The sequence below is a fragment of the Rhizobium rhododendri genome, from assembly GCF_007000325.2.
GTDB classification, from domain to species: Bacteria; Pseudomonadota; Alphaproteobacteria; order Rhizobiales; family Rhizobiaceae; genus Rhizobium; species Rhizobium rhododendri.
This window is the reverse complement of record NZ_CP117267.1, coordinates 3,657,769-3,670,953: the sequence shown is the minus strand read 5'-3', so window position 1 is coordinate 3,670,953 and position 13,185 is coordinate 3,657,769. Positions and strand designations below refer to the sequence as shown.

Sequence of the window (13,185 nt, the reverse complement as noted above, 5' to 3'; positions counted from 1 at the left end):
GTCTTATCTGCGGCGATAGATAAAATAGCGATCCTCGTGGATGCCATCCGGCAGCGGAAGCGGCTGCAGGTCGGCGTGGACAAGCGGCAGGCCGCTGACTGCCACGCCACCCGATCTCAGCACACCGGCCATCAACTGGGGCAGCCAGCGCAGCGTGATCTCGTCCTTGTCAGGGTAGCCGGTGCCGATATCGGCGTGGGCGAGTGCCGCATCCACACCGAGAAATGCCTGGGCCGTCTGCTGGATTTCGCCAAGCACCAGATCTTCCGGCGCCGGCATCGAATGGGCGGAGGCATTGGCGGCGCGGTCGAAGGCAATGATCCGACGCCCGGGAAAACGCTCCCTCAGATGATCGAAGGTGCGACCGTTGCCCAGCCCCAACTCGAGGATCGGGCCTTCGAGAGCGGCGACATCTCTGGTCAGATGATCGAGTATGTCGCGCTGGGCGCTCAGGCGTCGAATGAAACTGTCGAGGCGGCTCATGGTCGGGAATTTCCAGGGTTGGCAATTGAGTGTGTCCGCCTAGCAGGTCAGGACGGCCCCGTCGACAGGACAACGACGTTTTCGGTCTGTCGCGTCGCGTGCAACTCATCCGTCACTGCACTCGTTCAACATAAAGGGATATGATAGGGATGGATTATGGACGATTTGACACATGATGCGTTCTTCAGTGCCCTGCCGGTCTTCACCCGCTTCGAAGGGGTGACGGACGACGGCAACTATCGTCCCCTGCCCGACGACTGGTATCTGGCTCTTGCCGATATTGTCTCCTCGACGGAAGCGATTGCAGCCGGTCGCTACAAGGCCGTCAACATGGCCGGAGCCAGCGTCATCTCCGCCGTTCTCAACGCACTCGGACGCGCCGACTATCCTTTCGTATTCGGCGGAGATGGGGCGTGCATCGCCATTCCGTCGAGCGGCCTGGACCGCACACGCCAGGCGCTGGCCTCCGTGCAATCCTTCGTGGCCGCCGACCTGCACCTGAGCCTGCGATGCGCGCTCGTGCCGATGGCCGACATCCGGGCACAGGGAATGGACGTTCGGGTGGCGCGTTTCAGCCCGACGGATTTCGTCTCCTACGCCATGTTCGCTGGCGGCGGCACGACCTGGGCCGAGGCGCAGATGAAGGCCGGTAACTACGGTGTCGAAGCCGACCAGACGCAGATGCGTCCGGACCTGACCGGTCTTTCCTGTCGCTGGAACCCGATCGAGGCGCGCAACGGCGAAATCGTCTCTGTCATCGCGGTACCGGATGTGCGCGGCCATGGTTTGGAGTTCCAGAGCCTCGTCGCCGGCATCATTGCAATCGCCGCCGAGCAGGGTCGCGATGGCCATCCGGTGCCGGTCGACGGCCCCGAACTGGGTCTGGCGCTTGGCGGGGTGGCGGACGAAGCGCGCGCGACGGCCTCGGACAGACGGATCCTGCGCCGCAAGCTCGCCATCGCCGCACAGATCGGCCTGACCATCGCCCTGCACAAGCTTAGGCTCACGCTGGGGTCCTTCGATGCACGCCGCTACAAGCGGGACGTCGCGGCCAATTCCGATTTCCGGAAATTCGACGACGGCCTGAAAATGACGATCGACCTCGATGCCGACCGCCTCGCGCGACTGGAGAAAATCCTGAAGGAAGCGGAAGCAAAGGGTATATGCCGCTACGGATTGCACCGGCAGGCCTCGGCACTGATGACCTGCTTCGTGCCGACGCCCCTGTCGCGCGACCACATGCATTTCATCGATGGCGCCAATGGCGGCTACGCCATGGCTGCCGCGGATCTTCGTGCCAGCCGCAGTCTGGCGCCGAGATGCCCGCCGGAAGCTGGTCGACTATTGCATCGGGCCCGGTCTGACACTGTTCGTCAGGAGGAATAGTGTTTTACGCGACAGGCTTTACCGTGCCCATTGCCTCAACCTGAAATGTTCTTATCTGCCTCCGTAACAGTTGCCCCTTGCACCCGGCAACCGACGCCACTCCAGAGAACCGCTTGCATGACGAACTCCTTTCCCAGCGTCTCCGACATTTTTCTCGACAAGGTGGCGGAGTGGTTGACGCAGGCGGCGCTGACGGGCGAAAACCTCGAGAACGTCGTGCGCGGCTTCTGTGACCGTATTTCCGCATCCGGCCTGCCGATTGCCCGTGTGCATCTGACATTTTCGATGCTGCATCCACTCTATGATGCGCTGGGATTCACCTGGCGTCGCGCCAGCGGGCTGACGATCGAAGGTTATCGCCACTCCGGCGAAAAGCCGGAGCGGTTCCTGCAAAGCCCCTATTACCATCTGCTGACCAGCAATCTCGACTATATGCGCCGCCGCATCGACGGCGACGGGCCGCTTGACTTCCCGATCTTCGAGGAACTGCGCAAGGAGAAAGTCACCGACTACATAGCCTTCGTGCAGACCTTCGGTGACGGCTCGGCGCAAGGCATGATGGGTTCGTGGGCAACGGATGGCGCGAGCGGCTTCAGTGAAGAGATGATCGGTGCCCTGTTGCGGATGCAAAACCATCTGGCGCTGGCAGCCAAGATGGCGGTGCTCGGCAAGCTCGCCAACAACATGCTGACCACCTATCTCGGAGGCGATGCGGGCAGACGCGTGCTGAACGGCCAGATCCGGCGCGGCGACGGCGAGACTATCCGCGCCGCTTTGGTGATGGGAGACATGCGTCAATCGACGGTATTTGCCGAGAAAGAGGGGCGCCAGGCGTATATCGACACGCTGAACGCGTTCTTCGACGCGATAGCCGCGCCGTTCAACCGGAACGGCGGCGAAATCATGAGTTTTCTCGGGGACGGATTTCTGGCGGTGTATCCCTGCGACAGGCACAGGGACCCGTCGAAGGTTGCCTGCCGGGCAGCGCTTGCTGCCGTCGCGCAGGCGCAGATGCGTGTCGCGCAACTGAACGAGGATCGCCTGTCCAGAAAGCTAAACCCGATCCGCTATGGCATCGGCTTGCATGTCGGCAATGTTATGTTCGGCAACGTCGGCCTCAGGGACCGGCTGACATTCTCCGCGTTCGGCTCCGCCGTCAACGAAGTGCAAAGACTGCAATCGCTGACCAAGAAGTATTCCCGCGAAGTGGTCGCCAGCAAGGCATTCGTTGGCTATAGCGGCGGCGATTGGGTAACGCTCGGCGAAGAAAAGCTTCGCGGCGTACGGCAGAAACTGACTGTACTTCACCCGAAGCCTGTTGTTACATCGCAGGGTGATCAGGATGTTTTCTACGATGCCGCGACGGACGGGTTATCCGAGGCAGAGCAAGTTATTCTTCTGCATCGCGACGCCAAGAAACAGGATATCCGGCGGCAACCCGGAAAAATCGTCCAGTAGAGCCAAGCATAAGCTCCTTCGCGCCATTCTGATAGGTATCTGAAGACGAAGCAGATTTCTGTCGGGAGACTGGAACCGGCGAACTGGACACCCGTTATAGCCTACGTTAGTGTGCCGGCGCGGGTCACAGGTGATACGGGGAAATTCTTTTGCATGGCGCCTGAGACGGACTTGCTGCGTATCGAAAATCTCGACGTATCGTTTTCGCTTTACGGCGACAAGCTCTCCGTCGTCAAAGGTGCCAGCCTTCGGATCCTACCGGGCAAGGTGACCGCACTGGTCGGCGAATCCGGGTCCGGAAAGTCGATCATAAGCCAGGCAATCATGGGCATTTTGCCCACTCCGGCTGTTGCATCCGGCAGGATTTTGTTCACCGACCCAAAAAACGGCGTCACCACCGACATCTTGAGCCTGTCGCGCGACAGCGCCCCCATGCGGGCTCTTCGCGGCGGGAGGATGGCGACTATTTTCCAGGAGCCGATGACGTCGCTGTCCCCGCTTCACACGGTTGGAAACCAGATCAGCGAAGCGCTTCGGATACACAGCACCGCGACCAAGGAAGAACAGCGCCTCAAGACCGAGGAAATGCTGGAGCTCGTGGGCTTTCAGGACCCCAAGCGTACCTTCAACATGTATCCGTTCGAGCTTTCCGGCGGGATGCGCCAGCGAGCGATGATCGCCATGGCGCTGATCTGCAGCCCGGCGCTGCTGATCGCCGACGAGCCGACGACGGCGCTAGACGTGACCATCCAGGCACAAATCCTCACGCTGCTCCGCGATCTGCAGAGCAAGATGCAAATGGCGATGCTGCTGATCACCCACGATCTCGGCGTGGTCGCGAATATGGCCGACGAAGTGGTTGTCATCTACCACGGCGAGGTGATGGAGGCCGGTCCCGTCGAGACTATCTTCAGGAACCCGCAACATCCCTATCTGAAGGGACTGATGTCCGCCGTACCGCATTTCGACATGAAGCCCGGTGAGCGGCTGAAATCGCTGCGCGACGTGCCTGTCAACATCGATACATTCTCCGCAAAGCGCAAGAGCGAGCCGGCAGGACCGGAAGTGCTGCTGACGGTCCGCAATCTTGCCAAGACTTACAAAACAAAAAAGCGCGGTCTGTTCGACAGGGGAGCCGGCTCCGAGATGCGTGCTGTCGACAATGTTAGCTTCGATATTCGTCGGGGCGAATGCCTGGGACTGGTTGGCGAAAGCGGCTGCGGCAAGACGACGGTCAGCAAGATATTGATGCGCGCCGTCCAGCCGGACAGCGGTACCGTCGTTTTCAACGACGGCCACGGCGATGTCGATGTGCTGGCTGTGAGCGGCGACGAACTGATGGAATTGCGCACCAACATACAGATGGTGTTCCAGGACCCGGTTTCGTCGCTTTCGCCGCGCATGACGGTGCGCAATATCCTCAGCGAGCCTCTGGAAATACACGGGCGCGGCGATAGCGCCGGCCGCAAGCAGAAAGTCTCGGCGCTGATGCGCGCGATCGGCCTCGACGAACGCTACCTCAGCCGCTATCCACACAGCTTTTCCGGCGGGCAGCGCCAGCGTATCGGCATCGCCCGGGCACTGGCTCTCGGTCCGAAGCTGCTGATCCTGGACGAACCGGTGTCGGCGCTCGATGTCTCCGTGCAGGCGCAGATTCTCAACCTGCTGAAGGACCTGCAGAAGGAACTCGGGCTCACCTACCTGTTCATCTCGCACAATCTGGCGGTCGTCGATTACATGGCCGACCGCATTGCCGTGATGTATCGCGGACGCATCGTCGAGATCGCCCCCAGGGGCATCATATTGCGCGACCCCGTGCATCCCTACACCCGGTCGCTGCTGTCAGCCGTCCCCTTCCCCGACCTCGATCGTCCCCTCGACTTTGCAGGGCTGCAAGCGGTCGGCCCGAGCTCGAAGCGGGATTGGGGTCCGAACTTCGCCGAGGCCGAAGGCGAAGAACTTGCCTACGCAGATCTCGGCGATGGCCATTTCGTTCGCGCCCATCGCGACGCCAACATCCAGGAATTGCGCACGTGGTAACCCGTCGGACGTTCCTTGGTGCAATTGCCTCGACCATGCTGCCGACGTTTTCGGCGCGCGCTGCAGATCGCGATATTGAGCCGGAATATCTTCGGCCATGGCTGGATGCAGCCCAGATGCCAGCTATGGCCGACCGCCTGCCGGACCGCCCTCGGGTTGTCCAACTGAAGGCGATGGGGCGCCAGCCCGGCCAATATGGCGGCTCGGTGCGGACCATCATCGGTGGGCAGAGCGATCTCCGGTTCATGACGATCTACGGCTACGCGCGACTGATCGGCTATGACGAGAAGTTGCAGATGCAACCGGACATTCTCGAATCCTATGACATCGAAGACGACCGGGTCTTTACCTTCCACCTCAGGCCCGGCCATAAATGGTCGGACGGCGCGCCGTTCACCGTCGACGATTTTCGCTACTGGTGGGAAGACGTCATCCTCAACAAGCAGCTCACTCCGGGCGGCGGCGCCCTGGAACTGAGGCCGCATGGCAGCCTGCCGAAGTTCGAGGTGATCGATTCCCTGACGGTGCGCTACTCCTGGGACAAGCCGAACCCCAATTTCCTGCCGATCATCGCTGCCCCGCAGCCGTTGGTGCTTGCCGGCCCCGCTCATTACCTCAAGCAGTTTCACAAGAAATATCAGGACGAGATCAGGCTGTCTTCGCTCATGAAGGAAAATCATGCGCGCAAGTGGCAGGAGATGCACATCAAGATGGGTCGCGCCTACCGTCCGGAAAATCCGGCCCTGCCGGTGCTGGATCCCTGGCACAACACCACCGCGCCACCGGCCGAGCAGTTCGTTTTCGAGCGCAACCCGTATTTTCACCGGGTCGACGAGAACGGGCGGCAGCTTCCCTATATCGACCGCTTCGTTCTGAATGTCAGTTCGTCGTCGATAATTGCTGCCAAGACCGGTGCCGGCGAAAGCGACCTGCAGGCGACCGGCATTGATTTCGACGATTATGCGTTCCTGAAAGACGCCGAAAAGCGCTACCCGGTGAAGGTCAACCTCTGGAAAATGGCGCGCGGATCGCGCGTGGCGCTGCTGCCGAACCTCAATTGTGCCGACAAGGTCTGGCGCGAAGTGTTCCGCGACGTCAGGGTACGCCGGGCGCTGTCCATGGCGATCGACCGTCACGAGATCAACATGGCGGCTTTCTATGGCCTAGGTGCTGAAAGTGCCGACACCGTGCTGCCCGAAAGCCCGCTTTTCAAGCCGGAAGACGCCAAGGCCTGGGTGAACCATGACCCGGCCCAGGCCAATGCCCTGCTCGATGCTGCTGGCCTCGACAAGCGCAACGCAGACGGCCTGCGCCTGCTGCCCGACGGGCGGCCGATGGAAATCACCGTTGAGACAGCGGGCGAAAGCACGCTCGACACCGATGTGATGGAGCTGGTCACCGACCACTGGCGGAAGATCGGCATTGCGGCCTTCACGCGCTCCTCGCAGCGCGACATCTTCCGCAGCCGGGCGATGGGCGGGCGCATCATGATGTCCATCTGGTACGGGCTCGACAATGGCGTACCGACGGCAGACATGAACCCCGGCGAACTGGCACCGACGATGGACGACCAGCTTCAATGGCCGCTCTGGGGCATGTACTACCTGTCCGGCGGAAGCCAGGGGGTTGCCCCCGATGTTCCCGAGGCTGCGCAGCTGAACGAACTCCTGGCACAATGGGGTATCGCGGCCTCATTCGAGGAACGGACGGAAATCTGGCAAAAGATGCTGGCCATCTATACCGAGCAGGTATTTTCGATCGGATTGATCAATGGCACCCTGCAGCCAATCCTGCACTCCAGGCGGCTGCAGAACGTGCCCGAAAAGGCGCTCTACGGTTTCGATCCGACATGCTTCCTCGGCATCTACATGCCCGATACCTTCTGGCTGACGGAGGACCATCCCCGTGCTTAGATATATCGTCTGGCGCATCGCCGTCATGGTCCCGACACTGCTGGTCATCTCGATGCTGGTATTCACCATCATCCAGCTGCCCCCGGGCGACTTCTTCGAAAGCCAGATTGCCGAACTTCAAGCACAGGGCGAGACCGCCAACCTTCAGGAAATACAGGAGCTTCGCAAGGAATACGGCCTGGATAAGCCGGTGGCGGTCCAGTACGTCTACTGGGTGGCCGGCATGCTGCATGGCAATTTTGGCTATTCCTTCGAGTATCAGCTACCCGTCTCCCAGGTGGTCGGCGACCGACTGTGGCTGACTATCCTCGTGTCGTTCACCACTATCCTGCTGACATGGCTGATCGCGTTTCCCATCGGCATCTATTCGGCGACGCATCAGTACAGCTGGAGCGACTACAGCCTGACGTTTCTCGGGCTGCTCGGGATCGCCATTCCGAACTTCATGCTGGCGCTCATCCTGATGTATTTCGCCAATGTCTGGTTCGGCGTCTCCATCGGCCACCTTATGGATCAGAAATATCTGTCCCAGCCGATGAGCTGGGAGAAGGCGAGTTCCATCCTCTCGCATCTGTGGATCCCCGTCGTCATCGTCGGCACGGCCGGTACCGCAGGCATGATCCGGAGGCTGCGCGCCAACCTGCTTGACGAGATGCAGAAGCAATACGTCATCACCGCGCGGGCCAAGGGTCTTCACCCGCTGCGTGCGCTGATCAAATACCCGCTACGAATGGCCCTCAACTTTTTCGTCGCCGATATCGGTTCGATCCTGCCATCGATCATCTCGGGCGCTGAAATAACAGCGATCGTCCTGTCGCTGGAGACCACCGGGCCTATGCTGATCAAGGCGTTGCAGAGCCAGGACATGTATCTTGCCGGATCGTTCCTGATGTTCCTTGCCGTCCTCAATGTCATCGGCGTGCTGATTTCCGACATAGCCCTTGGCTTTCTCGACCCCCGTATCCGCTTGCAGGGCAGGAGCATCCGTTGACCTCATCCTTGCCAGAACCCGGGGCGCCGATGCAGCATTACGTCTCGACAGCGCCATTCGACCCGATGCAGTTCGAGGCGATGTCGGCGGGCCAGACGCGCTATCACATGGCGTCGCAAAAGCAGCTTATGTGGTGGAAATTCAAGCGCCACCGGGTGGCGGTCGCCTCCGGCATATTCCTGCTTTTCCTCTACGGCGTCGTTATAATCGCCGAGTTCATTGCTCCCTATGGCCTGCACACCCGCAATGTCGACTTCATCCATGCGCCGCCCCAGGCGGTCCACATCTTCCATGACGGAAAGCTCGTGGCGCCTTTTGTCTACGGTCGCACCATGTCGCTCGATATCGAGACGCTGCGCAGGTCCTATACGGATAAGCCTGACGACGTGCAGCCGATCCGCTTCCTCTGCCGTGGGGATGCCTATAATTTCTGGGGCGCCATTCCCTCCAACATCCATCTGGTCTGCCCGGCTGTGGGCGGGCAGATGTATCTGCTGGGAACGGACCGGCTCGGGCGGGACGTATTCTCGCGGATCATCTACGGTGCACGTATCTCGCTGACCATCGGCCTGATCGGCATATCGATCAGCTTCATCCTCGGTATCGTGCTCGGTGGACTTGCCGGTTATCACGGTGGCTGGTTCGATCTTCTCGTGCAGCGGGTTATCGAAGTGCTGCAATCGCTACCGAGCCTGCCGCTGTGGATGGCGCTGGCGGCGATCATGCCGGTGACGTGGAGCCCGATCCTGGTCTACTTCGGGATCACCATCATTCTCGGCATTCTCGACTGGACCGGGCTTGCGCGCGCCGTCCGCTCAAAACTCCTGTCCTTGCGCGAAGAGGATTATGTGCTGGCGGCACAGTTGATGGGCGCCAAATCGCGACGCATCATCGGCCGCCATCTCGTACCGGGCTTCATGTCGCATCTGATCGCCACCGCGACGATTTCGATCCCGAGCATGATCCTCGGCGAAACAGCCCTGAGCTTTCTCGGCCTTGGCCTGCGCCCACCCATCACCAGCTGGGGTATCCTGCTGACAGAGGCCCGAAGCGTCAGCGTTATCGCTTTTTATCCTTGGCTTCTGTTCCCGATGATTCCGGTAATTCTTGTGATACTTGCCTTCAATTTTCTGGGAGATGGCTTGCGCGATGCTGCCGATCCCTACAAATAGCGTGTGGTGCGGACGCAAAACAGCGCGCACGGCGCATGACGGCATTGGCTCCCTCTTGCAAACTAACTGCGAAAGACGTTTGGACTTGAGGTTTTGCCCATGAAACGGCGCGTTGAAGATGCACGCATACTCATGTACAGCCATGACACGTTCGGGCTCGGACACCTGCGCCGCTGCCGGACGATCGCGCATTCGCTGGTTGGCGACTATCGCGGGCTGAATGTCCTCATTATTTCGGGCGCAACCATCGCCGGGGCATTCGACTACCGTGCCCGTGTCGACTTCGTCCAGGTGCCGAGCGTCATCAAGCTCAAGGACGGCGAATACACCTCGATGTCCGGCGACGTCGACCTGAAAGACACGCTGAAGATGCGCCAGGCGATCATCCGCCAGACGGCCGAAAACTTCCAGCCGGACATCTTCATCGTCGACAAGGAACCGCTCGGTCTCAAGGGCGAAGTCGAGGAAACGCTGCAATATCTGAAGGCGCGCGGCACGACGCTGGTGCTCGGCATGCGCGATGTGATGGATGCGCCGCATCTGCTCGATGCCGAGTGGAAGAAGAGCAACATGCTGGAGAAGATCGACCAGTACTACGACCGGGTGTGGGTCTATGGGCCGCCCGATTTCTACGATCCGCTTCTCGGCCTCGACGTTCCCGCCGGTGTACGACGGAAAATGGACTTTGTCGGCTTCCTGCAGCGCAGCGTGCCGCAGGGCAAGAAATCCGAGCATGTGCCAGATGAGGACTACATTCTGGTGACAACAGGCGGCGGCGGCGATGGCGCGGATCTCGTGCGAGATATCGTCAACGCCTATGAGAAGGATCGCTCGCTGCAGTACAAGACGCTGATCGTGCTCGGACCCTATATGCCGGCCCGTGAGCGGACCGAACTTGTCGAGCGTGCCAACAAGATCAGCTGTCTCGAGGTGATCGAGTTCGACAAGCGCATGGAAGAACTGATCGATGGTGCGACGGCCGTGGTCGCCATGGGTGGCTACAACACCTATTGCGAAATCCTGTCTTTCGACAAGCCGGCGCTTATCATCCCGCGGACGCGGCCGCGCGAGGAACAACTGATCCGCGCCCAGCGGGCGAGTGCACTGGGACTTGTCGACATGCTGCTGCCCGAGGAGTCCGAGGACGCATTGCAGTTGTCGGCAGCCTTGAAGAAGCTGGTCAATCGTGCACCTCCATCGAAGAGCGGTGAGAAGAACATGCGGCTCGAGGGTCTCGTCAACATCTCGCAGATCGTCGGCGAGTGGCTCGACGGGCGGGAGAGCTATCCCTCGCTTTCCGTCGTCGGTGAGTAGAGCGCAGCCATTGCCTATCCGAAAAAAAATACTGGTCGTCCTCAAGGGCTATCCCCGGCTGTCTGAAACGTTTATTGCCCAGGAGCTGCTTGGGCTGGAGCAGGCGGGCTTCGACCTGACGCTGATCTCGATGCGCCGTCCCACCGACAAGAAGCGGCACCCGGTCCACGACGAGATCAAGGCGCGTGTCGTCTACCTGCCGGAATATCTGCACGAGGAGCCGTTGCGCGTCGTCAAGGCGCTACTATCGGTCAGGCACCGACCCGGCTTTCGGCCGCTGCTGCGCCAATTCTGGGCCGACCTGAAACGTGACCCGACGCGCAACCGATTTCGCCGCCTCGGCCAGGCCATGGTGCTTGCGCATGAGTGGCCTGACGGAGCCGAGTGGCTGCATGCCCACTTCATTCACACCCCCGCCTCCGTCACCGCCTATGCAAGCATTCTCACCGGCACCCCTTGGACCTGTTCGGCGCATGCCAAGGATATCTGGACGTCACCCGACTGGGAACTGACCGAAAAGCTCGGACAGGCCCGTTGGGCCGTGACCTGCACTCATAGTGGTTTTGACCACATGCGAACTTTAACGCCATTCAAGGAGCGTGTGCACCTAAGCTACCACGGTCTCGACCTCGCCCGTTTCAGCCCTTCCCAAAGTCAACATTCCAACCGCAACGGCAGCGATCCCGCTGCACCGGTGTTGCTGCTCAGCGTCGGCCGCGCCGTCGAGAAAAAGGGCTACGACGTGCTGCTGCGGGCGCTGGCGCTGTTGCCTGAGACGCTCCACTGGCGCTTCGAGCATATCGGCGGCGGTGACCGGTTGCCCGAGCTCAAAGCACTGGCGGACAGTCTCGGCATTGCCGACCGCATCATCTGGAAGGGTGCGATGGCGCAGGATGAGGTGCTGGCACACTATCGACGTGCCGATGTGTTTGCGCTTGCTTGCCGCGTTGCTGCCGACGGAGACCGCGATGGGCTGCCGAACGTGCTGGTCGAGGCCTCCAGCCAGCGTCTCGCCTGCATCTCGACGCGGGTTTCCGGCGTTCCGGAACTTTTGATCGACGGCGAGAATGGGCTGCTGGTCTCTTCCGAAGACCCAACCGGCCTGGCCCGGGCTCTGGAAACCGCAATCCGCGACCCCGCCCTTCGCCACCGTCTGGGTTTGGCTGCCGAGCGGCGGGTGCGCGAGAACTTCGACTATCATTCCAGCATCCGACACCTCAGCCGGCTGTTCGAGGAGGAATGGCAAAAAGACGACAACCGGAAGCAATCGGCGTGAGCGGACCAAAGGTATTCTTCTACGTTCAGCATCTGCTCGGCATTGGCCATATCGCCCGTGCAAGCCGCATCGCGAGTGCGCTCGCGCGTCGCGGCTGCAGCGTTACGCTGGTGACCGGCGGTTTGCCCGTCGCTGGATTTCCGGGTGACGACGTAACCTCCATCGCCCTGCCTCCGGTAGTGGCTGCGACGTCGGGGTTTTCAGGACTTGCCCACAAGGATGGCACGCCGGTCGACCAGGCGTTCCTGGACGACCGGCGCGACCGGCTGCTTGCGACCTTTCATGCGACGCGACCGGACGTCGTCATCATCGAGGCCTTTCCCTTCGGCCGTCGGCAAATGCGGTTCGAATTGCTGCCGCTGCTCGACGCCATCGAGACGGCAAAGCCGCGGCCAAAGCTTTTCTCCTCGGTGCGCGACATCCTGCAGCAGCAGAAGAAGGCGGGGCGCGACGCTGAAACCGTTGCCACGCTCGACGCCCATTTCGACGGCGTGCTTGTGCATGGCGACCCCCGTTTCGTACGTCTTGAGGAAACGTTTCCATTGGCCGCCGATATCGCCGGCAAGATACGCTACACCGGACTTGTGGCACCGGCGATACCACCGGAGCCGGTCGAGGTCTTCGATATCGTCGTGTCTGCTGGCGGCGGCGCGGTTGGGCGCGATCTCGTCCGCGCCTCTCTCGACGCGGCGAGACGCGTGGCGACCGACCGGCGCTGGTGCCTGATCGCGGGTCCGAACATGCCCGAGGCGGACTTCATGGCCCTTCAGAACGAAGCTCCGGCCAATACGCAACTGGTTCGTTTTCGCAGCGATTTCCCGTCGCTGCTGCGGGGGGCCGAGCTTTCGATCTCGCAGGCGGGGTACAATACGGTCTGCGACCTGCTGGTGACCGGCTGCCGATCCATCCTCGTGCCGTTCACCGCCGGTGGTGAAACGGAGCAATCTGTCCGCGCCGAACGGCTGGAGGCGCTCGGGCTGGCAACAGCCTTGCCGGAGGCAGGGCTGACGGCGGAGATGCTGGAACAGTCCGTTGCAACAGCACTGCAGAAACCAAAGCCGGCTTCGCATTCCATCGACCTGGATGGCGCCGAAAAGACGGCTGTTATCGTTCAAGATGCCGCCTGACCGTTGCAGCTTTGACCTCGTTTTG

Annotated in this window: 10 protein-coding genes; 9 read left to right on the top strand and 1 reads right to left on the bottom strand. The window is 61.0% G+C overall.

Going from position 1 to position 13,185, the window contains the following annotated elements:
• Window positions 1-3: 3 nt before the first annotated feature.
• Window positions 4-483 carry a class I SAM-dependent methyltransferase gene (locus PR018_RS17675; RefSeq protein WP_142823801.1) on the bottom strand — a complete coding sequence of 160 codons (480 nt, stop codon included), beginning with the start codon at window positions 481-483 and terminating at the stop codon, window positions 4-6.
• 156 nt (window positions 484-639) lie between these two features.
• Here PR018_RS17675 and PR018_RS17670 point away from each other — a divergent pair, with 156 nt between their 5' ends.
• From PR018_RS17670 to PR018_RS17630, 9 genes are all read left to right on the top strand, one after another.
• Window positions 640-1,869, top strand: coding sequence for a DUF3095 domain-containing protein (locus PR018_RS17670; RefSeq protein ID WP_142823800.1), 1,230 nt, complete (start codon window positions 640-642; stop codon window positions 1,867-1,869).
• A gap of 117 nt (window positions 1,870-1,986) precedes the next feature.
• Window positions 1,987-3,327 (top strand): adenylate/guanylate cyclase domain-containing protein, encoded by a 1,341-nt coding sequence (locus PR018_RS17665; protein ID WP_142823799.1) that lies wholly within the window; start codon window positions 1,987-1,989, stop codon window positions 3,325-3,327.
• 153 nt (window positions 3,328-3,480) lie between these two features.
• Window positions 3,481-5,367, top strand: a complete 1,887-nt coding sequence (locus PR018_RS17660) for an ABC transporter ATP-binding protein (protein ID WP_142823798.1) — start codon at window positions 3,481-3,483, stop codon at window positions 5,365-5,367.
• The gene (locus PR018_RS17655) at window positions 5,361-7,280 is read left to right on the top strand and encodes an ABC transporter substrate-binding protein (protein WP_142829105.1); all 1,920 of its coding nucleotides are present in this window, start codon (window positions 5,361-5,363) and stop codon (window positions 7,278-7,280) included. Before PR018_RS17660 ends, PR018_RS17655 begins: the two co-directional genes overlap by 7 nt.
• Complete coding sequence (locus PR018_RS17650) at window positions 7,273-8,271, top strand: ABC transporter permease (protein WP_142823796.1); 999 nt, start codon at window positions 7,273-7,275, stop codon at window positions 8,269-8,271. The genes PR018_RS17655 and PR018_RS17650 overlap by 8 nt, the downstream gene beginning before the upstream one ends.
• Before the next feature lie 29 nt (window positions 8,272-8,300).
• On the top strand, window positions 8,301-9,443 hold the full coding sequence (locus PR018_RS17645; protein ID WP_161990930.1) for an ABC transporter permease: 1,143 nt from the start codon (window positions 8,301-8,303) through the stop codon (window positions 9,441-9,443).
• A gap of 99 nt (window positions 9,444-9,542) precedes the next feature.
• Window positions 9,543-10,757: a glycosyltransferase family protein gene (locus PR018_RS17640; protein ID WP_142823794.1), complete on the top strand. Its 1,215-nt coding sequence runs from the start codon at window positions 9,543-9,545 to the stop codon at window positions 10,755-10,757.
• Between the two features lie 10 nt (window positions 10,758-10,767).
• The gene (locus PR018_RS17635) at window positions 10,768-12,033 is read left to right on the top strand and encodes a glycosyltransferase family 4 protein (protein WP_142823793.1); all 1,266 of its coding nucleotides are present in this window, start codon (window positions 10,768-10,770) and stop codon (window positions 12,031-12,033) included.
• Window positions 12,030-13,160, top strand: coding sequence for a glycosyltransferase family protein (locus PR018_RS17630; protein ID WP_142823792.1), 1,131 nt, complete (start codon window positions 12,030-12,032; stop codon window positions 13,158-13,160). The genes PR018_RS17635 and PR018_RS17630 overlap by 4 nt, the downstream gene beginning before the upstream one ends.
• The last annotated feature ends 25 nt before the right edge of the window (window positions 13,161-13,185 follow it).